This window comes from Variovorax sp. GW822-FHT04A09 (assembly GCF_058801005.1).
The window spans coordinates 78,571-99,394 of the sequence record NZ_JBXAMV010000007.1; the positions used below are offsets into that span (position 1 = coordinate 78,571).

Consider the following 20,824-nt stretch of genomic DNA (forward strand, 5'->3'; position numbering starts at 1 on the left):
CTGCCGCCGCGCGATTGAATCACCGCCCCGAAACCCCTGCAGCGACGCGGCCGAAAAGGCCGCGCTGGTTGCCTCTGCGCGTCAGGCCTTGCGGCGCTTCGCTGGCGTTTCCTCTTCCAGCGCGGCCGGCGCGGTGTCGGTGGCGTCGCGCAGCTGGCCGTGGTGATCGTGGTGCGCCAGCAGCTGGCGCGTGCGCTGCCAGGTCGACAGGCGCGCGGGCGCGACTTCGATGTACGACGCCAGCGCGAACAGCGACGACTGTTCCTTCTCCGGCGGCGTCTCGCTGCGGTGCTGGCGGCGGCGCAGCGGGCCCATGATCAGCATCGAGGCGAGGATCACGCCGATGACGATGGCGTACAGGCCCAGCAGCTGAAGCACCTCGGGCTGGGAGCGCGCGCCCATCACGTAGGGCCAGGCGTACCAGATGGCGCAGAACCAGATCGCGACGGTGATCGCCGGGCGCAGCACGCGCAGCCACAGGTACATGGCCAGCGTGCGCGCCGGCGAACGGCCGTTGCCGAAGGCGTGCAGCGGGATGCGCGCGGCGTCGATGATGGGTTCGTCCACCGCGGGTTGGCCCCACGAACGGGTGCGGGGCGGCGGGGCTTCGTGCAGCGCCGGCGAAGAGAGCGGGTTCTCAGGATGCATCGGAAGAAACTCCTCGGTCAGGGCTCGTCCACACCGCGCGCTTGCCGCGACGACGCATCAGAGCGTTGGGAAGGGCGACCACCGTGGTGGCCATCGTGATCGTCCAGAACGCGATCGGGTACCAGATCGTTCCGGCGAAATAGCGCATGAGGTCGCGGTCGTAGCGACGGTCGATCCACAGGCTCAGCAGCATCTGCAGGATGCAGGTCATGGCCAGCAGCGTGCCCTGCCAGTGCGGCAGCAGCGCCGAATGCCAGGCCGACTCGTGCGGCAGGAAGGGGCGGATGAAGCTGATCACCAGCACCAGCGCCATCGCATAGGCCCACACCACGCTCACCATGTACTCGCTGTAGATGAGCCACAGGCGCCAGCTGCGCAGGCGCAGGATGGACGGCGTGATGCGCAGCATGGTCTGGATGCCGCCGACGGCCCAGCGCAGGCGCTGCTTCCACAGGCCGCGCAGGGTCTCGGGCATGAGGATCCAGCACAGCGCGCGCGGCTCGAAGCGCAGGCGCCAGCCGGCGAGCTGGAGCTTCCAGCTCATGTCGATGTCCTCGGTGAGCACGTCGGGGCTCCAGAAGCCCACCTCGAGCACGGCGCGGCGGCGGAACATGGCCAGCACGCCCGACACCGTGAACAGCGTGCCGATGAGCTGCTGCGAACGCTTGATGAGGCCGATGATCGACGAGAACTCGCCCACCTGCATGCGCCCCAGCAGCGTGGTGCGCGTGCGGATGCGCGGGTTGCCGGTGACGGCGCCGATGCGCTCCGAGGCCAGCATGCGCTTGAGCATCCAGGCGATGGCGTTGGGGTCGACCAGCGCGTCGCCGTCGATGCCCAGGATGTACTCGCCGCGCGCCAGCTGGCAGGCGGTGTTCAGGCCCACGGCCTTGCCCTGGTTGCTGGCGTTGTGGATCACGCGCAGGCGGCTGAACTCGAGCGTCATCTCGTCGAGCAGCTCGCCGGTGCCGTCGGTGCTGCCGTCGTTGACGGCGATCACCTCGTAGTTCGGGTAGCGCGTGCGCATCAGCTGCTCGATCACTTCGCGCAGGTGCGGCGCCTCGTTGAAGCAGGGCACCACCACGGTCACGAGCGGCTGCGAGGGCAGCAGCGGCAGCGGGTCGATCTCGACGTCGCGCTTGCGCTCGAACGACCACGCATGCGAAAGGCCGCCCGCGATCCACACCCACGCCATGAAGAACGGGTAGTAGAAGACGAAGCCGAAGAGCACCGGCGGAATCAGGTCCACCAGCATCTGGAGCGTGTTCATCGGGGCTTCCCTCCTTCAGGCGGCAGCGTGGCGGCGTCGTGGTTGCGCCGGGGGGCGCGCGACAGCAGCGAACGCACTGAGATCGCGCGGCGCACGGTCTCCAGCGAGGGCTGGTTGTTCAGGAAGTCGTCGGGGTAGTAGCCCAGGTGGCGCACGCCGGCGCGCTGCAGCAAGGTCCACTGACGCGTGAGCTCGGCGTCGGCCACGGGTTTCCCGGTGCGCCAGTCGCGTGCCTGCAGCTCGAACACGGTGCGGTCCAGGCCGTGCGGCGTGGCGGCCGCGCGCTGCGCCAGGCGGCCCAGCCAGGCGTCGCTGTCGGCCGGGGTGCGGGCCTCCTGCTCCATGCGCGGCATGGCCATCAGGCCGACGTAGTCGTAGGCAGCAAGCGAGGCTTCATAGTTTTGGGCAAACCATTGCTCGGCCGCGGGTTCGAGCACCGGCCGCGCGTAGAGGTTGCGCGCCGTTTCCAGCGCGGGGCGCCAGGTGCCGACGCGCGCCGCGAGTTCGTGCGTGAAGTCGATCAGGTAGCGGGTCTTGGCGGTGGTCCAGCGGGCCATGAGCGCGGGGTCGGCGCGCAGTGCGGCCACGTCGGCCGGCAGGCCCCAGCGGCGGTAGGTGTCGAGCGCGGCGGGGCTGGCGTCCTCGTCGTCCGAGAGCATGGCGTCGTCGTGGAACAGCAGGCCTTCGAAGAAGGTGTGGCGGCCCAGGTCTTCGTACAGGTCGCCGACCAGCGTGCGCACGGCCGGGTCGAAGGGCGAGAGCCGGTGGTAGCGGTCGGCCGGCGCGTCGCCCTTGAGCGTGCGCACCGTGTGTGTGGCCAGCGGGTTCGACGCCGGCAGCCGGTAGGCGGTGACGGGCATCCAGGCGTAAACCTTCACGCCGGTGCGGCTGCGCAGTTGCCAGGCGGCGCGGGCGAACAGGTCGGCGCGCATCGGCAGGTGGCGGTTGGGAAAGTACAGCGCGTCGGCCACGCCGTCGCCGTCGGGGTCGGCATAGGCCTGCAGGAACACCGAGCGCGGGCGCACGGCGGCCACGCGCTCGATCAGTGCCGAGAGGTTGCGCTCCTGCTGGGCCGGGTCGGCGTCGTACACGTAGTCCAGGTCGACGTGCATCACGCGGTTGATCGGGCGCACCTCGCCGCCCACCGGGCTGCGCAGCATCTGCACGTAGTCGGGCGCCTCGTTGTCGTAGGCGGCCAGCGCGCGGCGGATGCGGCTGAGCGGAATCTCCTTCGTGTTCGCGCCGTCGTCGAGCGTGAAGGTGATCGGCATGCCCACGCGCGCCGAGGCGTCCAGCGCGGGCGTGTTGTAGGCGCCGTAGGGCCACACGGTGGCGCGCACCTTGGCGCCGGTGCGCTTCTCGATCAGCTCGCGGCTGCGGCGCAGGTCGGTCTCGATGCGGCGCAGGTAGGCGGCGTCGTCCTCGTAGCGGCCGGTCTTCGGGTCGTAGCGGTGCGTGGCCGCGGCGGGCAGCATGTTGCCCTGCGGGTTGGCCTGGATGCCGGTGTGCATCGCGTCGGTGTGGCTGGCGAACTCGACCAGCGGCGAGCGCGCCATCTCGGCGGCTTCGCGCCACAGCAGGAAGTTCTCGCGCGGCGCGGGCTTGTCGCCCCAGTGCACGGGCTGGCCTTCAGGCACCTCGAGCCAGCTCGTCACGAGCGCGAACAGCGCGGGGTAGTTGAAGCGCTGGAGCAGCGGGAACACGTGCGTGTAGGCGCTGCGGTAGCCGTCGTCGAAGGTCAGCAGCACGGGCTGCGAGGGCAGCGGCTTGCCGCCGCTGCGCGCATCGATGATCTGCTGCAGGCTGACCGGGTGGTAGCCGTTGTGGCGCAGCCAGGCGAACACTTCGGCGAGCGTGCGCTCGTCGATGGCGGTTTCGTCGGGCGAGGTCTCGAAGCTGGCGCGCACGTTGGGGCGCACGTCGTGGAACGAGATCACGCGGAAGTCGACGCCGTTGTCGGGGTCGGCGGGCAGCACCGGCGCCGCCAGCGCAGGCAAGGCCGCCGCCAGCAGCAGCCCGAGCAGGGCCGCGCGCAGCCGGAGGAAGAAGGTGGGGGCTTGCATCACGGACATCACTGCAGGGGCATCGAAAGGTTCAGGAACACGCCGCGCTGTTTTTCGCGCACGCCGTCGTAGGGGTGGCTGCCGAAGCTCAGTCCGTAGCGCAGCGTGAGCTTCTGGCCCAGGGCCCAGCGGTGCTCGTAGCGCACGTTCCACAGCGGGCCGCTGCCGAAGCCGGCCTGCTGGTAGCTGCCGCCGCCGAGTTCCAGCACCTGGAAGAACTGGCGGTCGTCGCTTTTCCAGGTGAGCCACTGGCCGCGCACCGACAGCTGCGCGCTGGCATCGCGCGAGGGGCTGAAGTAGCGCACGTCCTGCAGGCGGCTGCGGCTGGCATCGACGCCCAGCCGCGTTTCGATCTGGAAGCGCGGCGTGCTGACCCAGCGCTCGCGCCAGCCGAAGTCGAGGCCGTCGCGCAGGTTGCCGTCGCTGAAGTCGAGCCGGCGCCATTGCAGGTCGAAGCGGCGCGACTCGTTGACGACGTAGGCTGCGCTGGCGCCGAACTCGCGCGCGCCGATGGCCTGCGCGCCGAAGGGCACGGCGCGCGCCTTCCACGGCAGCTCCTTGCTGTCGCCGTCGTAGGTGGCCGACAGGCGCCAGGCATCGCTGGCGCGGTAGTCGACGCGGCCGGCCACGCTGTTGCGGTAGCGTCCGCTGTTCGCACGCTGCAGCACGCCTTCGGCCAGCCAGCGGCCTTGCTGCCAGCTCGCGCCGAGGCCGCCGCGCGCCCACTGGGCCGTGCCCTCGGAGGTGTAGCCGCGGCCCAGCGTCTGCGCATAGAACACGCGCCATGCATCGCCGATGAGGCCGGAGCTGAGCCGGCTGTCGACGCGCCATTCGCGGCTGGCCAGCGTGCCGCCGCCGCGCGAACCTTCGGCGTCGATCTCGAGCTGCGGGCCGACCAGCGAGCGGCGCTTGCGCGCCATCTCGCGCACTTCGGCGGCGTCGGGTGCGTCGGCCTCGAGCGACTCGGCACGGATGCGGGCCGCGCGGAATTCGTCGGCGTCGAGCAGCGCTTCGACATGGCCGGTGCGCACGCTCAGGTCGTCGGGGTGGTCGGCGCTCAGCGCCTCGAAGCGCGCCACGGCCGCCTCGGGGTGCTCGCGCAGCCGCTCGGTGAGCGCGGCGCCGTAGGCGTAGCCCGCGTTGAGCGGGGCTTCCTGCGTGAGCGCGTCGAAGCGCGGCTGCGCGATCTTCGGGCGGTCGCCGTAGAGCTGCAGCAGCGCACTCAGGCCGCTCACCTCGGAGAACTGGTCGTTCGGGCGGCCGGCCTCCGGCGCCAGCCGCATCAGCACGGGCGTGGCGCTTTCGATGCGCTGGAGCAGCGCCTCGGCCTCGTCGAAGCGGCCGGTGTCCAGGTAGGCGTAGACCAGGCCGAAGTGCAGGCTGTCGGGCATCGGCAGGTCGACGACCGCCTTCTCGAACAGCGGCACGGCATCGGCCGAGCGGCGCTCCTGCGCCAGCGCGCGGGCGGCGGTGCCGAGCGCGTAGGGCGGCAGCGCGGTGCCGTCGGCACGCAGGCTGTCGTACAGCGCGATGGTGTCGGCCGGACGGCCGCGCTCCAGCAGCGCCATCATGCGATCGGACTGCAGCCGCGTGCGCAGCGTGCGCCAGGTGTCGGCGTCCGGCGGGGCGGGCTGCGCGAGCGCGGCGTCGACCCGGGCCAGCGCGGCACTCTGGGCGGCCAGCACCTTGTCGAGGTCGGTGACGCGCGCCGCGCCCAGGCGCTGGTCGCGCGCCTTCACGGCCCAGCGCAACTGCTGCGCCAGCGCCTGCTGTTCGAGCAGCGCGAGCGTCAGCGGCGCGAGGCTGCCGGGCTGCTGGCGTTCGGCCGCCTGCGCGTCCTCGAACGCGGCGGTGGCGCCGCCGTACTCGGCCAGCAGGAAGTCGGCGTCGCGCTGCGCATCGCGGCGCGCGGGCTGCAGTGCGGTGATCTCGCCGTAGGCCGTGAGCGCCTGGAAGGGCTGGCCCTGCGCACGCGCCAGCGCGGCGCGCAGGTCGAGCAGCGCGACGCGGTCCGCGACCTCGGTGGGCGCGGGCTGTGCGAGTGCGCGGTAGAGGGTTTGCGCGCCCGCCGTGTCGCCGCTGGCCAGTCGCCAGAAGGCTTCGTGGATGCGCGGTTCGCGGGCCGCCGGCTGGCGCGCGCGCCAGACCTTGACGGTGTCGCCTTGCAAGGCGATGTCGCCCGTGCGCCGCGCGGCACCGGCCAGCGGGCCGAGCGCGTAATCGCCCAGCTCGCCGGGCGGCACCTGGCGGCCCACGGCCACCGCGTCGGCGAAGCGGCCGTCGGCCACCGCGATCGCGATGGCGTCGGACGCCACGCGCCGGCGTTGGTCGTCGGCCAGCGGCGACGCCAGCCATTGGCGCAGCTGTTGCAGGGCTTGGGCCGGCGTGATGCGACCGGCGCGGCGCGCGACGATGAGGGCGTCGTGCTGCGAGGCGTCATACGCCAGCGCGCTGCCCCGGGGGGCGGCCGGCGAGGGCGCGACAGTGGATTCCGCGTACGCGGTGCTGCTTCCGAAGACCAGCACGCACACGATCGGCGGCAAACCCCGCACGGCTCGTGCGAGATGGTGAGGCAATGCCTTGAAGGGCGCGACTTTGCGCCCGGCAACGACGGTGCCTCCATTTTTTTGTGGATGGATGGACACGCTACTCCCTTTTGCGTGAACTCTCCTGGGCCGTGACAAGCCGTGGCGGAAAGTTCGTGAAAAGGGACTCTAGGCCAATTTGTAAACAATAGGACCGAACATCGGGAAAGATGAGAACTAATCGTGAACAGATTCGCGATCAATTCATCCGATGTTGGCAAGTTGTATGCAAGTGTTGCCCCATGCGCCGCCCATGGCCCCGTCCTAAGATCGCGGCATGAACGCACTTCCGGTCTCTTCGCCCCGTTGGCCCCGTTTCTGGTCCCAGTTGACGACGCGCGACTTCGCCGCGCTCGACGCGGCGACCACGGTGGCGGTGCTGCCGCTGGGCGCGACCGAGCAGCACGGCCCGCACCTGCCGCTGGGCGTGGACACTGTGCTGGCCGACGGCATCGTGGCCGCGGCGCTGCCGCTGCTGCCGCCGGAATTGCCGGCGCTGTTCCTGCCGACCCAGCAGATCGGCCTGAGCCCCGAGCACGCGCGCTTCGCGGGCACGCTCACCTTCTCGGCCGAGACGCTGATCCGCATGTGGAACGAGATCGGCGCGGGCGTGGCGCGCGCCGGCGTGAAGAAGCTGGTGCTGTTCAACGCCCACGGCGGCCATGTGGGCGCGATGGACATCGTGGCGCGCGAGCTGCGTGCCGCGCACGGCCTGATCGTCTACAGCGTGAGCTGGTTCAACCTGCCGCTGGGCGATGCGAACGCGCAGTTCAGCGCCCGGGAGCACCGCTTTGGCGTGCATGCGGGCGAGATCGAGACCTCGATGATGCTGGCGCTGACGCCCGCGCGCGTGCGCATGGACGAGGCGAAGGATTTCAGCTCCACCTCGGAGCAGCGCGCGGCCGACTGCGCGATCCTCGGCAACGGCAAGAGTGCCAAGTTCGGCTGGGCCATGGAGGACTACAACGCGCAGGGCGCTGCCGGTAACGCCGCAGCGGCCACGGCAGCGAAGGGTCAGGCGGTGATCGATGCGGCCGCGCAGCAGTTGGCCTTGCTGCTGGCCGAGGTGTCCCAGCTGCCGTTGAGCACGGCGAACACAGGGCCGCTGCCCTGAGGGCGGATCAGGCGCTGCGCCCCAGCACCCCGGCGAACATGTCCGCATCGACATTGCCGCCGCTCAGCGCAACGCCCACCGTCTTGCCGTGCCAGCGCTCCTTTTGCTGAAGCGCCCCCGCCAACGCGGCAGCCCCCGCGCCTTCGGCCACGTTGTGCGTGTCGCTGAAAAGCACGCGCATGGCTTCGGCCACCTCGTCGTCGGTGACGGTGATCACGTCGTCGGCCTCGCGCAGGATCACCTCCAGCGACTCGGGCACCGGCGTGCGGCAGGCCATGCCGTCGGCCAGCCGCGTGGTGGCGGGCGACTCGACCGCACGGCGCGCGCGAAACGAATCGCGGTAGGCCGTGGCATGCGCCGACACCACGCCGATGAGCTTCGTCGACACGCCGCAATGCGCGCGCGCCGCGGCCGCGCCGGCAAAACCGGAGCCCAGGCCGATGGGCACGAACAGCACGTCGGGCGGTGAATCTTTCAATGCGCTGAAGAGCTCGACGTACGCGGTCGACACGCCGCGCACCAGCTCGCGATGGAACGAGGGCACGCGGTGCAGCGCGTCGCGTTCGGCCAGCACCGCCGCGTGCTCGGCCGCGGCCTGAAAGTCGTCGCCATGCTCGACCAGCGTCACGCCGAGCGCGCGCATCGCCGCGTTCTTCTCGCGCGAATTGCCGTGCGGCACCACGATGGTCGCGGCCAGCCCGTGGCGCTGCGCCGCGAAGCCGACCGACTGGCCGTGGTTGCCGCGCGTGGCGCTGATCACATGGCGCACGGCGGGCTGCTCGCGCGCGAGGGTCTCGAAGTAGGTCAGGCCGCCGCGGATCTTGAAGGCGCCGACCGGCGTGTGGTTCTCGTGCTTGGCCCAGACCGTGGCGCCCAGGCGCTGCGACAGCTGCGGCCAGGTGTACTGGGGCGTGGGCGGCATGGCCGCATGCACGGTGCGCTGCGCGGCTTCGATCTCTTCGCGGGTGAATCGCATCGACGTCCTTCTTGTTGCTTACTTGCGTTCGGTGAGCGCCACGCGCACGGCCAGCGCGGCCAGCACGCTGCCCATGATGTAGCGCTGCGCGCGCAGCCAGCCCGCGCTTTGCGACAGCACGGCCGTGATGCTCGCGGCGCCGACGATCATCACGGTGTTGACCAGCGCGCTGCTCGCCATCTGCGCCATGCCCAGCTGCAGGCTCTGCAGCAGCACCGAGCCGCGCTCGGGGTGGATGAACTGCGGGAAGAACGACAGGTAGAACATCGCCACCTTCGGGTTCAGCAGGTTCGTGAGAAAGCCCATGCGAAACAGCTTGGCCGGCGGGTCGGCCGGCAGCGTGCGGGCCTCGAAGGGCGCGTTGCCGCCGGGCTTGACCGCCTGCCACGCGAGCCACATCAGGTAGGCCGCGCCGGCGAAACGGATCGCGTCGAACGCGACCGGCACCGCCAACAGCAGCGCCGTGAGGCCCAGCGCCGCGGCGAACAGGTGCACCAGGAACGCCATCAGCACGCCGCCCAGCGAGATGAGCCCCGCGCGGCGGCCCTGGATCAGCGTACGCGACACGCAATAGATCATGTTCGGCCCCGGCGTGAGTGCCAGCAGCAGCGAGGCGAGGGCGAACCAGGCGATTTCGGTCAGGGTGAGCATGAGAGTCAGAGTCCTTGCGATTCGAGGGTGACGGGGCCACGCGGCGTTTCGAGCACGGCGACGAGGTTGGGCGGGCCGGCATCGACCGGCAGGCTGCCCATGCCGATGGCCGTGAGCGCGGCCGACAGCGCCGGCGCGCGCGGATGCGCCACGCGCAGCGAACGCAGCGCCAGGCCCGAGGCGGGCATGGCGTCGGTGGGGTGCACCGCGCCCCACTGGATCAGCGTGGGCAACGCGCCGTAGAACAGGCGCTGGCCGTCGTCGCGCACCGTGATCTGCCATTCGAGCCGGCCGGCCGGCGTGTCGCGCGAGGCTTCGAGCAGGTGGCCGCGGTCGATGTGCGCATGCTCCTCGCGCGCGAGCGCCTGCGTGGCGGCGTGTGCATCGGGCACTCGCGCCACGAAGTGAATGAGGCGCGGGCCGCGCTGCGCGAGCGCGGCCTGCAGCGCGGCGTCGTCGAGGTCGAACCAGCGGTGCGTCTTCGGCCGCGAGGGCGCCTTGCCGGGTTCGATCGCGATGATCTCGGCATAGGCGCGCGGGAACGCGGCGCTCGCGATGTTCAGCAGCCGGTTGTGCGTGCCCATCAGCGGGTGCACGCCGCCCGGCGCGGGCGTGACGCCGAGCGTGGCCTCGCACCACGCCACGCCCTCGGCCAGCGAGGCGGCGGCAATCACCAGGTGGTCGATTTCGGCGGGGGCCATGGCGTGCCTTTGTTCAGAGGGTGACGTGGCCGTCGACGCAGGTCACGGCATCGCCGCCGACCCAGATCGTGCCGTCGCTGTCGCGCTCGATGTGCACGCGGCCCGCGCGGCCCAGGCACTGGCCTTGCGCGGCCAGGTAGCGCTCGGGCATGTGGCCGTCGGCGATCAGCCATTCGGCCAGGCTGGCGTTGAGGCTGCCGGTGACCGGGTCTTCCTGCACGCCGATGGGCTCGGCGAAGGCACGCACCTCGAGGTCGATCTTGGCGCCGTCGTCGTTCGGCGTGGCGGGGCGGTTGCCGAAGGCGCGCGCCTCGCGGTTCGAGCGGCCGATGAGCAGCGAGGTGTCGTGCGCCGAGGGCACGCCCGCCACGCCGGCCTTCACGCCCAGTTCCTTCAGCGCGCGGTGGTCGGGCTGCAGCGCCAGCACGGCGTCGGCGTCGTTCAGCAGCAGGCCGAACCAGACCGGGCCGTTGTCCAGCACCTGCGCCGCGATGACTTGCTGCGCCTTCAGGCCCAGCGCGCCGGCCACCTTGGCCAGCAGCGCGGGGCTCGGGGCGCTGCGCTTGAGCGGCGGCGCGGCAAAGGCCAAGCGCTCGCCGTCGCGCCGCAGCGGCACGAGGCCGGCGCCGCACTGCTGCACCACGCGGCCCGCCACCTTGGGCTTGCCGCCGGCCTGCAGCCACGCATGGCAGCTGCCGATGGTCGGGTGGCCGGCAAAGGGCAGCTCGCCGCCGGGCGTGAAGATGCGCACGCGGTAGTCGGCGCCCGGGTCGGTCGGCGGCAGCAGGAAGGTGGTCTCCGACAGGTTGGTCCACTGCGCGAAGCGCTGCATGGCGGCGTCGTCCAGGTCCTGGCCGTCGATCACCACCGCGAGCGGGTTGCCGTAGTAGGCGGTGGCGGTGAAGACGTCGACTTGCTTGAAGGGGCGGGATTTCATCAGGGTCATTCGAGGGAAAGGTCGAGCACGCCGCGCGTGCCCGGGCGGGAAAGCAGTTCCGAATACCAGCGTTCGACGTTCGGCCAGGCGGGCCGGCGGTACTCGGCGCCGGGCAGGCCGAACCAGCGGTGCGCCTCGCAGCCGATCGGGATGTCGGCCATGGTGAAGCGCTCGCCGGCCATGTAGGGGCGCTGCGCGAGGTGCGCATCGAGCATGGCGAACAGCGCCTCGCTCTCGCGCACCGACGCGGCGATCAGCGCGGGCTGGCGTTCCGAGGGCGCCGTGCGCACCCATTGCACGAAGGCGTCGCGGCTGGCGCGGTTGAGCGTGGTCTGCTGCCAGTCCATCCAGCGCTCGGCGTCGAAGCGCGCGGGCAGCTCGCTCGGGTAGAGCGTGCCGTGCGAGTAGCGGGCGCACAGGTAGCGCACGATGACGTTCGACTCCCACAGCGTGACGCGCTCGGCGCCTTCGCCGTCGTCGATGGTGGGCACCATGGCGTTCGGGTTGAGCGCACGGTATTCGGGCGTCTGCACCACGCCGAACTTGCCGCCGGCCTCGGTGCGCTGGAAGTCGAGCCCGAGCTCCTGCGCGCACCACACGACCTTGCGCACGTTGATCGAACTGATGCGGCCCCAGATGTTGAGCATGGTGTTCAGTGTCCTTGTGCGCAGAGGGCGTCGGCCGTGGCCTGCAGGTACGGTTCGATGTTGCGCATCGCGCGCGCCACGTAGTCGTCTTTCTCGCCCACCGGCGCGACGTAGTGCAGCGCGCTCTTCGCGGCCTCCAGGCCTTCGGTGCGCGCGATGAGCCAGGCCGCGAGGTAGGGCGCCGAGAAGCAGCCGCCCGCGGTGGCCACGTTGCCCTGCGCGAAGAAGGGCTGGTTGAGCACCTCGACGCCGGCTTCCTGCACCCACGGCTTGGTCGTGAGGTCGGTGCAGGCGGGCACCGTGCCCAGCAGGCCGAGCTTGGCCAGCAGCAGCGTGCCCGAGCATTGCGCGCCAATGAGCTGGCGCGACGGGTCGAGCCCGCGCAGCACGCCCATCAGGCCCGCGTCGGCGGCGATCTCGCGTGTGCGGATGCCGCTGCCGACGATCACCGCGCCCGCCTCGCAAGCCGCCTCGAGCGTCGCGGTGGCGTGCACCGTGACGCCGTTCATCGAGGTCACGGTGGCGCTGGGCGAGGCCAGCGTCACGCGCCAGCCGGGCTTCTTCACGCGGTTGAGCACGCCGAGCGCGATCAGCGAGTCGAGCTCGTTGAAGCCGTCGAAGGTGAGGATGGCGATGTGCATCGTCGTCGGCTTTGTCAGGCGTGGGCGGGGGCCAGCAGCGCCAGCTCTTCGCGCAGCGTGACGGCGAGCGCGGCGATGGCGGTGTCGATCTCTTCGACGCTGGCGGTCACGAACGACAGGCGCAGCGTGCGCGGATCGCCTTCGCCCGCGTAGAACGGCGCGCCGGGCACGAAGGCCACGTTGCGCTCCACGGCCTTGGGCAGCAGGGTCACGGTGTCGATGCCCTCGGGCAGGCGCGCCCACAGGAACATGCCGCCCTTGGGGGCGTTGAACTTCACGTCGAGGCCGGCCATCTCGCGGTGCAGCGCGGCGATCATCGCGTCGCGCTGGCGCTTGTACAGCGCGCGGATGGTGGGCACGTGGCGGTCCAGGAAGCCGTCCTTCATCACGGCCGAGACCATGCGCTGCGTGAAGATCGGCGTGTGCAGGTCGACCGCCTGCTTGGCCTGCAGCAGCTTGGGGAAGATGGCCTTCGGCGCCACCAGGAAGCCCAGGCGCAGGCCCGGCGCCAGCACCTTGGAGAACGAGCCCAGGTAGATCACGCCCTCGGGGTTGCGCGCGGCCAGCGGCAGCGGCGGGGCTTCGTCGAACCAGAGCTCGCCGTAGGGGTTGTCCTCGACGATCGGCAGGTTGGCGGCGGCTGCGGCAGCGGAGACGGCGGCGCGGCGCGCCTCGGTCATGGTGCGGCCGGTGGGGTTCTGGAAGTTGGGCAGCAGGTAGACGAAGCGCGCGTCGGCCGCCTTGCTCACGAGGTCGTCGACGATCACGCCGTCGTCGTCGCTGGCCACGCCCACGGGGTGCGGCTCCATCGGGCCGAAGGCCTGCAGCGCGCCCAGGTAGGTGGGCGTCTCGACCAGCACCTTGCTGCCCGGATCGATCAGCACCTTGGCCACGAGATCGAGGCCCTGCTGCGAACCGGTGGTGATGAGCACTTGCGAGGCGTCGACGCCCCAGGGCAGCATGTCGGCCACGGCCTGGCGCAGCGGCGCATAGCCTTCGCTGGCGGCGTACTGCAGCGCGGCCTGGCCGTCGTTGTGCAGCACTTCGGCGCAGGCGTCGGCGAATTCCTGGATCGGGAAGGTCTTGGGCGAGGGCAGGCCGCCGGCCAGGCTGATGATGCCGGGGCGCTCGGTGACCTTGAGGATTTCACGCAGCACCGAAGGATTCATCTTGGCGGCGCGGGCGGCGAGTTTCCAGTTCATGGGAGGCTTTCTTCTTTCTGGCGAATGAGAGGTGAGTCTGAGTGTGTCGTCAGGATGGCGGGATGTCGCCACGGTGCACGACATGGATTTTGTTGCCGTCCGGGTCGCGCAGGTAGGCGCCGTAATAGCCCTGCCCGTAACGGGGGCGGGGCCCGGGCGCGCCTTCGTCGCGGCCACCGTGGCGCAGGGCCGCCTCGTGGGCGGCATGAACGGCCTGCGGCGAGGGCGCGCAGAACGCGACCATGCTGCCGTTGCCGGCGCTGGCGGGTTCGCCGTCCAGCGGGATGTACACGTAGAAGCGTGGCAGCGTCTGGCCCGGCACGATCCAGCAGGCGGCGTCGGGGCCGCCGTCGGGCGTCACGGGGCGGCGGATGAGGCCGAGCGGGGCCAGCACCGCGTCGTAGAAGGCGGCGGCGCGCGGCAGGTCGGTGCAGCCGACGGTGACATGGCTGAACAGCGTCATGGTCGTCAGCTCCTGGCTTGCGGCTCGGCGCCGCGTGGAACAGCGGCAGGCGCCGCCGGTTGCGACAGCCGCTTGCCCGCGACCACCGTGGCGACCACGGCGGCGGCGAAGCCCAGCGTCACCAGGTCGAGCGGCTCGCCCAGCAGCGGGATCGACGCGAGGATCGACAAAAAGGGCTGCAGCAGCTGCGTCTGGCTCACGCGCAGCGCGCCGCCCAGGGCCAGGCCGCGGTACCAGGCGAAGAAGCCGATCCACATCGAGAACATGCCCACGTAGGTGAAGCCGACCCAGGCCGAGGCGGCCACAGGCTGCTGCGGCCACAGGGCGATCGTGGCGGGCAGCGTCACGGGCAGCGCCATCACGCAGACCCAGCAGATCACGCGCTCGGCGCCCAGCGACGGCGTGACCTGCGCGCCGTAGATGTAGCCGACCGAGGCCGCGACGACCGCGCCGACCAGCAGCAGGTCGGCCCATTCGAAACCGAAGCCGTGGCCGCTCTGCTGCGCGCGCAGCACCGAGAACACCACCACCAGCAGGCTGCCCGCGATGGCGCAGAGCCAGAAGCCCAACCGCGCGCGCTGGTGCAGCACCCAGGCCGCGACCGCGGCCGTGACCAGCGGCAGCAGCGCCGTCACCACCGCCGCATGGCTGGCCGTGACCACGCGCAGCGCAAAGGCCAGCAACAGCGGAAAGCCGATGCAGTTGCCCAGCACCGCCATGCCTAGCGGCTTCCACTGGTGCGGCGCCGGGCGCGGCGAGCGCGTGACCAGCAGGAAGACGGCCGACAGCACGCCCGCCAGCGCCGCGCGCCCGAGCGTGACGAACCACGGCGACAGCTGCGGCGCCTCTTGCGTGCCCGTGGCCAGCCGCGTCATCGGCAGCGTGATGGCGAACAGCGCCACGCCGACCACCCCGAGCCACATGCCCAGCGTTTCGTCCTTGATGGCGAGCTTCATACGCCCACCATCCACCAGGCCGTCAAGACCAGGATCAGGCCCATCGCACGGTTGAACCACAGCAGGCGCCGGCCCTTGGCCAGCCACTCGCGCAGCAGCGCGCCGACCAGTGCATAGGCGAAGTTGCTGGTGAAGGCGTAGGTCAGCATCACGGGCGCGACGATGGCGAAGCGCGCGAGCGCGTCGGGCTGGCCGGCGATCCAGCCCGCCACCAGCGTGAGCGCCAGCAGCCAGGCCTTGATGTTCACGAACTGCAGCATCACGCCTTGCCCGAAGCCGACCGAGAGGCGGGCGCTGTCGGCCTTGCCGAGCTGGGCGCTGCCGCTGAGCTTGTAGGCCAGCCACAGCAGGTAGGCGATGCCCAGGCCCTTGATCGCCAGGCGCAGCGGCGGCATGGCCACCACCAGCGCGCCCAGGCCGGCCGCGCAGATGGCGAGCAGCAAGGTCCAGCCCACCGGCACCGCGACCACGAAGCGCATCGCACGCGGCAGGCCGCCGTTGGCCGCCAGGGCGGTGGAGAGCGTGGTGTTGGGGCCGGGCGAGAAGCTCATCGCCGTGGCCAGCACCAGCAGCGCGGTGAATTCTTGCCAGTTCATGTCACAGACTCTAAACTTTGGACCATTACAGTTCCAGTACAGATGATCGAACAAATCTGAAATCTGTATTGGTCATTCCTTCGACACACGCCGCCCTTTTCTTGCTCTCTGTGCGATGCAGCCCGATCCGATGCTGACCCGAACCTCCACCCAGTCCCTGACCGGGCAGCTGGCCGACCGCCTCGCCGAGCGCATCCGCAACCGGCTGCTGGCACCCGGCGCGCGCCTGCCCTCGGTGCGCGAGTGCGCGCGCCAGCAGGGCGTGAGCCCGTACACCGTGGTCGCCGCCTACGACCAACTGCTCGCACAGGGCCTGGTCGAGGCGCGCCGCCAGCGCGGCTTCTACGTGCGCGACGCGGCGCCGGCGCCCGAGAGCTCGCGCAACCCAGCGCATGCCGTGCCCGCGGTGCCGCCGATGATGGCGTCGCGCGTGCCGGCCGACGCCAGCTCGCTGATCCGCAGCATGTTCCACCGCCCGAGCGACAAGCCGCAGCCGGGCATGGGCGTGTTCCCGCCCGACTGGATGGCCTCGACCTTCCTGGCGACCGCGGTGCGCCGCGTGACGACCACCTCGGCACTGCAGGAACTGTCGCTTCAATACGGCGAGCCTTCGGGCGACCTCGCGCTGCGCCGCAGCCTGTCGCAGAAGCTGGTGCGCATCAACGTGCCGGCCGGGCCGGACCAGATCGTGACCACCATCGGCGCCACGCACGCGCTGGACATCGTGAGCCGCACGCTGCTGCGCGCGGGCGATCCGGTGATGGTCGAGGAGCCCGGCTGGGCGCTGGAGTTCGCGCGGCTCGAGGCGCTGGGCATGCGCATCCTCCCCGTGCCGCGCCGCGCCGACGGACCCGACCTCGACGTGATGGCGCAGTACTGCAAGCTGCACAGCCCCAAGCTGTTCGTCAGCGTGAGCGTGCTGCACAACCCGACCGGCTACAGCCTCACGCCGGGCAGCGCGCACCGCGTGCTCAAGCTGGCCAACGAACACGACTTCCACATCGTCGAGGACGACACCTACAGCCATCTCGCGCCCGAGCACGCCACGCGGCTCAGTGCGCTCGACGGGCTGCAGCGCACCATCTACGTCAGCGGCTTCGCGAAGATCCTGGCGCCCAACTGGCGCATCGGCTTCCTGGCCGCCTCGCCCGCGCTGAAAGAGCGGCTGCTCGAGACCAAGCTGCTGGCCACGCTGACCTCGCCCACGCTGTTCGAGCGGGCGCTGTCGTGGTGCATCGACCAGGGCCAGCTGCGCCGCCATTCGGAGCGCGTGCGCATCCGCCTGGACGGCGCGCGCGGCCGCGCGGTGAAGCTGGCCATGTCGCACGGCTGCACCTTCGCCTCGGAGCCGGCCGGGCTGTTCGGCTGGGTCGACACGGGCGTGGACACCGATGCGCTCACGCAACGCATGCTCGACCAGGGCTACCTGCTGGCGCCGGGCTCGCTGTTCCATGCGCGCCGTCCGCCGAGCACGATGATGCGGATCAACTTCGCGACCTCGCAGGACGCGAATTTCTGGAAGGTTTTCAGCCGGGTCAGGGACGAGCTCTGATTCGCTTGCAAAGGGCTTGGAGTAAGCTGGCAACACAAGAAAACCCAGCCAGGAGACCTCCCGCATGAGCAACGCCAGCAAACCCTTCGACTTCAGCCAGTTCGTCCCCGGATTCGACTTCCTGAAGAACCTCGCCGGCGGTGCCGCCGCGGGCTCCGGTTCGGTGCCCGGCATCCCCAGCCTGGCGAGTTGGGTCGCGCCGACCATGAGCGTCGAAGAGGTCGACAAGCGCATCCAGGAACTCAAGACCGTCCAGTACTGGCTCGAACAGAACGGCCACGCGCTCAAGGCGACCATCCAGGCGCTCGAGGTGCAGAAGATGACGCTGTCGACCCTGCGCGGCATGAACGTGAGGATGGAAGACATCGCCAGCGCGTTCACCAAGCAGGCCGCGGCCATGGCGCCGGCGCCTGCACCGGCTCCCGCCCCGGCCCCCGCACCGCGGCCCGAACTGGAAGCTGTCGAGGAAGAGGAAGAAGAGTTCGACGAGGCCGAGGAAGAAGCGGAAGAAGAGGAAACCCCGGCGCCGAAGAAGACCTCGCGCGCCAAGCCCGCAGCGTCCAACGGCGCCGCCGGCGTGGTCGACCCGATGCAATGGTGGGGCTCGCTCACCGAGCAGTTCCAGCAGATCGCGAGCACGGCGCTGCAGGACGCGGCGCAGCTCAAGGTGCCGGTCATGGCGCAGCCGCTGGCCGACGCCGTGGGGCAGGTCATCGGCAAGGCGACGGCGGCGCGCAAGCCGGCCGCCAAGACCGCCGCGAAGAAGGCCGCAGCGAAAAAAGCCGCGCCGGCACCCGCCGCGCGCAAGAAAACCACGTCCGCCGCCGCGCGCAAGCGAACCTCCGGCCGGCGCTGACGTCTTACAGACACCTTTCCAGACGACGACGCACGGGTCGGTACGCACCATGAAACTGTTTCCCACCGGCCATGCCACCCACCCGCAATGGCGCATGGCCGCCGGCCTCGTGCTGGCCCAGTTGCGCGCGCAGATGGCGCTGCCCGACTACGCGTCGAACCCGACGCTCGGGCTGCTCTACATCACCGACCACTACGCGGCCGAGGCGCAGGAGATCCTCGATCACCTGAGCGCCGAGCTGCCCGAAGTGACCGACTGGTCGGGCACCGTCGGCATCGGCGTGTCGGCCAACAACGCCGAGTACTTCGACGAGCCCGGCCTGAGCCTGATGCTGTGCGCGCTGCCCAGCGACCAGTACCGCGTGTTCTCGGGCGTGGCGCCGCTGGGCAGTTCCGAAATGAGCGGCTTCGAGGCGCACACCGCGCTCGTGCACGCCGACCCGGCCACGCCCGACCTGGGCGAGCTCATCGGCGAGATGGCGGGGCGCACCGACACCGGCTACCTGTTCGGCGGGCTCTCGTCCGGCCGCGGCGGGGCGCTGCAGTTCGCGGTCGGCGGCAACGGCAACATCCGCGGCCATGGGGCCGCGGGCGGCGTGTTCTCGGGCGGCCTGTCGGGCGTGGTGTTCGGCGAGGGCGTGCGGCTGGTGTCGCGCGTCACGCAGGGCTGCCAGCCGCTGCGCACGGGCGGCGCGCGCGAGCGCGAGATCACCGAGGCCGACGGCAACCTCCTGCTGTCGCTCGACGGCGAGCCGGCGCTCGACGTGCTGCTGGCCGACCTACAGGTGTCGCTGGACCGGCCGCAGGAGGCCATCGACGCCGTGCGCAACACGCTGGTCGGCCTGGCCGACGCGGGCAGCGACGGCATCCGCCGCACCGGCGACCTGGGCGCCGACGTGCTGGTGCGCCACATCATCGGCCTCGACCCGACGCGGCGCGGCATCGCCATTGCCGACAACGCCGAGGCCGGCATGCGGCTGAGTTTCTGCCGCCGCAACGCGCAGGCGGCGCGCGCCGACCTGATGCGCATCTGCGCCGAGATCCGCGAAGAGCTCGAGCCCGAAGAGCAGACGCTGGCCACCGCGCGCGCCGTGGCGGCGGGCGAGGCCGAGGCCGCGCCGCATCCCGCGCGGCGCATCGCGGGCGCGGTGTACGTGAGCTGCTCGGGGCGCGGCGGCCCGCACTTCGGCGCACCGGGCGCCGAATTGCAGATCGTGCGGCATGCGCTGGGCGACGTGCCGCTGGTCGGCTTCTTCGCCGCCGGCGAGATCGCGCGCCATCACCTGTACGGCTACACCGGCGTGCTGACGGTGTTCACCGCGCCGGACTGACTGGCTGACTGACGGGAAAAAACGACGCGCGCGCCTGCGCGTTGTTTTCGCAAGCGCTTCGCGTCGATAGAATCCGCCCGCTTTCTTGAATCTCTGCTGCTGCAAGAAAGAGTGATCCGCGCGCCCCGAGGCACGCGGTCGATCTCTTTCGCCCCGCCACGCGATGTGACGGGGCCCGGAAACCGACACGGTTTCCCCGAATGGAATTGCAGCCATGGGCAGCCCTACCAATAGTCATTTTTCGAGACTCCAGCGCGCCTTTTCGCGCGCGAACATCGCCGTCGACTACCGCGATGGCATCTATCACCTGCGCAACGAAGCCGCGCAGGCGACCGTGCTTCTGCCGCAGAGCCTGCCGCTGGAAGAAAAAGCCGTGAACCAGCTGCTGGCCTTCGCCAGCGTGCGCTCGCCCGACGGCGCGCACGGCGTGTGCAAGGCCTGCGCGACGCCGGACTTCCATCCGGGCTCGGTCGCGCCGGTGGGCAGCGTCGTCGCCACCGATGGCGACTTCGTGATTCCCGCCGCGGTCGGCACCGACATCAACTGCGGCATGCGCCTGCTGACCACCGGCCTCACGCTGGACCAGGTGGCGCCGCACAAGACGCAGCTGCTCGCGCGGCTCACGCGCAGCCTGCTCGACAACGGGCGCGACGTGCCGGTGCACACGGCGGCGTTTCGCGCGCTGTTCGACGACGGGCCGGCCGCGTTCCTGGACGCCGTGCGCAACGAGGGGCTCTGGGCGGCCTGCGACCGCGACCGGCTGCGGGCCGAGATTGGCGCGTGCATCGGCCTGGCGAGCTTCGGCGGGCAGTCGCGGCACGCACCGTCGGCCTACACCGGCGCGCGCCACGAGGTGTTCCGCGATCCGTGCCTGGGCACGCCGGGCAGCGGCAACCACTTCGTCGAGCTGCAGGTGGTCGACCAGGTGATGGACCGGCACGCGGCCTACCGCGCGGGGCTCAAGGCGGGCGAGGTCGTGGTGATGATCCACAGCGGCTCGCGCGACATCGGGTTCCATGTCGGCGGCCGCTGGATGGACCGCGCGCGGGCCGAGTGGCCGCAGGGCCTGCGCCATCCGAAGAGCGGGCTGTACGGGCTGGCCGGGCCGCTGGCGCAGGAGTACCTGGAAGCCATGGGCGTGGCCGCGCGCTATGCGTGGGCCAATCGCGTCGTGCTGGCCGAGCTGGTGCGCAAGGACTTCGCCGAATTGCTCGGCGCCACGGCGTCGACGATGGTGGTCGACGTGCCGCACAACGTGGTGCTCCGCGAGCACGGCATGAACATCCATCGCAAGGGCGCGACGCCGGCGCACGCGGGCGACCTGGCGCTGATTCCTGGGTCGATGGGCGATCACTCGTACCTTGCGACCGGGCTGGGGCATGAAGACTGGCTGTGGTCGTGCAGCCATGGTGCCGGCCGGCGCATGCGGCGGCAGGAAGTGCGCGCGATGCGGCCCGCACCCGACGACGCCGATGCCAGCTGGCAATGCGTGACGCTGCGCGAAGAGCGCCGCATCGAGGAGGCGCCGCAGGCCTACAAGCCGATCGGCGCGGTGATCGAGGCGCAGGAAAGCGCGGGGCTCATCCGCTGCGCCGTGCGGCTCAAGCCCTGGGTCACGTTCAAGGCGTGACCCGAG

General features: G+C 70.9%; 19 protein-coding genes. 5 read left to right on the forward strand and 14 right to left on the reverse strand.

Translation table 11 applies throughout. The features are described from left to right. Window positions 1-81: 81 nt before the first annotated feature. The 4 genes from AC1RLW_RS27660 to pgaA are packed head-to-tail and all read right to left on the reverse strand — an operon-like array spanning window position 82 to window position 6,506. Window positions 82-648, reverse strand: coding sequence for a PgaD family protein (locus AC1RLW_RS27660; protein ID WP_159273740.1), 567 nt, complete (start codon window positions 646-648; stop codon window positions 82-84). Continuing rightward, window positions 638-1,918 (reverse strand): poly-beta-1,6-N-acetyl-D-glucosamine synthase, encoded by a 1,281-nt coding sequence (gene pgaC, locus AC1RLW_RS27665; protein ID WP_493195833.1) that lies wholly within the window; start codon window positions 1,916-1,918, stop codon window positions 638-640. Before pgaC ends, AC1RLW_RS27660 begins: the two co-directional genes overlap by 11 nt. Beyond that, window positions 1,915-3,981, reverse strand: a complete 2,067-nt coding sequence (gene pgaB / locus AC1RLW_RS27670; protein WP_493195834.1) for a poly-beta-1,6-N-acetyl-D-glucosamine N-deacetylase PgaB — start codon at window positions 3,979-3,981, stop codon at window positions 1,915-1,917. The genes pgaC and pgaB overlap by 4 nt, the downstream gene beginning before the upstream one ends. A gap of 8 nt (window positions 3,982-3,989) precedes the next feature. Continuing rightward, window positions 3,990-6,506 carry a poly-beta-1,6 N-acetyl-D-glucosamine export porin PgaA gene (gene pgaA / locus AC1RLW_RS27675; RefSeq protein WP_493195835.1) on the reverse strand — a complete coding sequence of 839 codons (2,517 nt, stop codon included), beginning with the start codon at window positions 6,504-6,506 and terminating at the stop codon, window positions 3,990-3,992. A gap of 337 nt (window positions 6,507-6,843) precedes the next feature. Here pgaA and AC1RLW_RS27680 point away from each other — a divergent pair, with 337 nt between their 5' ends. After that, window positions 6,844-7,680 (forward strand): creatininase family protein, encoded by an 837-nt coding sequence (locus AC1RLW_RS27680; protein WP_493195836.1) that lies wholly within the window; start codon window positions 6,844-6,846, stop codon window positions 7,678-7,680. Between the two features lie 7 nt (window positions 7,681-7,687). On the opposite strand, the gene AC1RLW_RS27685 is transcribed toward AC1RLW_RS27680, so the two are convergent. The 10 genes from AC1RLW_RS27685 to AC1RLW_RS27730 are packed head-to-tail and all read right to left on the reverse strand — an operon-like array spanning window position 7,688 to window position 15,450. Continuing rightward, entirely contained in the window at window positions 7,688-8,656 is a 969-nt protein-coding gene (locus AC1RLW_RS27685) for a threonine dehydratase (protein ID WP_493195837.1), read from the reverse strand. An 18-nt stretch (window positions 8,657-8,674) separates the two neighbouring features. Continuing rightward, the gene (locus AC1RLW_RS27690) at window positions 8,675-9,307 is read right to left on the reverse strand and encodes a LysE family translocator (protein ID WP_307582792.1); all 633 of its coding nucleotides are present in this window, start codon (window positions 9,305-9,307) and stop codon (window positions 8,675-8,677) included. A gap of 5 nt (window positions 9,308-9,312) precedes the next feature. After that, a complete protein-coding gene (locus tag AC1RLW_RS27695) occupies window positions 9,313-10,008 on the reverse strand; it encodes a VOC family protein (protein WP_493195838.1) in 696 nt (231 codons plus the stop codon). 13 nt (window positions 10,009-10,021) lie between these two features. Then, window positions 10,022-10,945 carry a PhzF family phenazine biosynthesis protein gene (locus AC1RLW_RS27700; protein ID WP_172438398.1) on the reverse strand — a complete coding sequence of 308 codons (924 nt, stop codon included), beginning with the start codon at window positions 10,943-10,945 and terminating at the stop codon, window positions 10,022-10,024. 5 nt (window positions 10,946-10,950) lie between these two features. Then, window positions 10,951-11,592: a glutathione S-transferase family protein gene (locus tag AC1RLW_RS27705; RefSeq protein WP_062471194.1), complete on the reverse strand. Its 642-nt coding sequence runs from the start codon at window positions 11,590-11,592 to the stop codon at window positions 10,951-10,953. A 5-nt stretch (window positions 11,593-11,597) separates the two neighbouring features. Beyond that, a complete protein-coding gene (locus AC1RLW_RS27710) occupies window positions 11,598-12,233 on the reverse strand; it encodes a DJ-1/PfpI family protein (RefSeq protein ID WP_493195839.1) in 636 nt (211 codons plus the stop codon). Between the two features lie 14 nt (window positions 12,234-12,247). Further along, on the reverse strand, window positions 12,248-13,435 hold the full coding sequence (locus AC1RLW_RS27715) for an aminotransferase-like domain-containing protein (protein WP_493195840.1): 1,188 nt from the start codon (window positions 13,433-13,435) through the stop codon (window positions 12,248-12,250). 49 nt (window positions 13,436-13,484) lie between these two features. After that, complete coding sequence (locus AC1RLW_RS27720; protein WP_492686407.1) at window positions 13,485-13,892, reverse strand: VOC family protein; 408 nt, start codon at window positions 13,890-13,892, stop codon at window positions 13,485-13,487. An 11-nt stretch (window positions 13,893-13,903) separates the two neighbouring features. After that, complete coding sequence (locus tag AC1RLW_RS27725; protein WP_139701498.1) at window positions 13,904-14,854, reverse strand: DMT family transporter; 951 nt, start codon at window positions 14,852-14,854, stop codon at window positions 13,904-13,906. Next, the gene (locus tag AC1RLW_RS27730; protein WP_070060269.1) at window positions 14,851-15,450 is read right to left on the reverse strand and encodes a LysE family translocator; all 600 of its coding nucleotides are present in this window, start codon (window positions 15,448-15,450) and stop codon (window positions 14,851-14,853) included. The genes AC1RLW_RS27725 and AC1RLW_RS27730 overlap by 4 nt, the downstream gene beginning before the upstream one ends. Window positions 15,451-15,580: 130 nt before the next feature. On the opposite strand from AC1RLW_RS27730, the gene AC1RLW_RS27735 reads away from it, so the two are divergent. From AC1RLW_RS27735 to AC1RLW_RS27750, 4 genes are all read left to right on the forward strand, one after another. Then, entirely contained in the window at window positions 15,581-17,002 is a 1,422-nt protein-coding gene (locus tag AC1RLW_RS27735; protein WP_307696612.1) for an aminotransferase-like domain-containing protein, read from the forward strand. Window positions 17,003-17,066: 64 nt separating this feature from the next. Next, window positions 17,067-17,858, forward strand: coding sequence for a PhaM family polyhydroxyalkanoate granule multifunctional regulatory protein (locus AC1RLW_RS27740; RefSeq protein ID WP_493195841.1), 792 nt, complete (start codon window positions 17,067-17,069; stop codon window positions 17,856-17,858). Window positions 17,859-17,907: 49 nt separating this feature from the next. After that, window positions 17,908-19,188, forward strand: a complete 1,281-nt coding sequence (locus AC1RLW_RS27745; protein WP_070060267.1) for an FIST signal transduction protein — start codon at window positions 17,908-17,910, stop codon at window positions 19,186-19,188. 214 nt (window positions 19,189-19,402) lie between these two features. Beyond that, entirely contained in the window at window positions 19,403-20,818 is a 1,416-nt protein-coding gene (locus tag AC1RLW_RS27750; RefSeq protein WP_493195842.1) for an RtcB family protein, read from the forward strand. Window positions 20,819-20,824 lie beyond the last annotated feature (6 nt).

Coding starts and splice junctions, on each gene's coding strand:
- AC1RLW_RS27700 (WP_172438398.1), bottom strand. CDS start 10,945: ATGAAATCCCGCCCCTTCAAGCAAGTCGACGTCTTCACCGCCACCGCC.
- AC1RLW_RS27735 (WP_307696612.1), top strand. CDS start 15,581: ATGCTGACCCGAACCTCCACCCAGTCCCTGACCGGGCAGCTGGCCGAC.
- AC1RLW_RS27730 (WP_070060269.1), bottom strand. CDS start 15,450: ATGAACTGGCAAGAATTCACCGCGCTGCTGGTGCTGGCCACGGCGATG.
- AC1RLW_RS27715 (WP_493195840.1), bottom strand. CDS start 13,435: ATGAACTGGAAACTCGCCGCCCGCGCCGCCAAGATGAATCCTTCGGTG.
- AC1RLW_RS27710 (WP_493195839.1), bottom strand. CDS start 12,233: ATGCACATCGCCATCCTCACCTTCGACGGCTTCAACGAGCTCGACTCG.
- AC1RLW_RS27690 (WP_307582792.1), bottom strand. CDS start 9,307: ATGCTCACCCTGACCGAAATCGCCTGGTTCGCCCTCGCCTCGCTGCTG.
- AC1RLW_RS27750 (WP_493195842.1), top strand. CDS start 19,403: ATGGGCAGCCCTACCAATAGTCATTTTTCGAGACTCCAGCGCGCCTTT.
- AC1RLW_RS27745 (WP_070060267.1), top strand. CDS start 17,908: ATGAAACTGTTTCCCACCGGCCATGCCACCCACCCGCAATGGCGCATG.
- AC1RLW_RS27680 (WP_493195836.1), top strand. CDS start 6,844: ATGAACGCACTTCCGGTCTCTTCGCCCCGTTGGCCCCGTTTCTGGTCC.
- AC1RLW_RS27740 (WP_493195841.1), top strand. CDS start 17,067: ATGAGCAACGCCAGCAAACCCTTCGACTTCAGCCAGTTCGTCCCCGGA.
- pgaB (WP_493195834.1), bottom strand. CDS start 3,981: ATGCAAGCCCCCACCTTCTTCCTCCGGCTGCGCGCGGCCCTGCTCGGG.
- AC1RLW_RS27705 (WP_062471194.1), bottom strand. CDS start 11,592: ATGCTCAACATCTGGGGCCGCATCAGTTCGATCAACGTGCGCAAGGTC.
- AC1RLW_RS27685 (WP_493195837.1), bottom strand. CDS start 8,656: ATGCGATTCACCCGCGAAGAGATCGAAGCCGCGCAGCGCACCGTGCAT.
- AC1RLW_RS27725 (WP_139701498.1), bottom strand. CDS start 14,854: ATGAAGCTCGCCATCAAGGACGAAACGCTGGGCATGTGGCTCGGGGTG.
- AC1RLW_RS27695 (WP_493195838.1), bottom strand. CDS start 10,008: ATGGCCCCCGCCGAAATCGACCACCTGGTGATTGCCGCCGCCTCGCTG.
- AC1RLW_RS27660 (WP_159273740.1), bottom strand. CDS start 648: ATGCATCCTGAGAACCCGCTCTCTTCGCCGGCGCTGCACGAAGCCCCG.
- pgaC (WP_493195833.1), bottom strand. CDS start 1,918: ATGAACACGCTCCAGATGCTGGTGGACCTGATTCCGCCGGTGCTCTTC.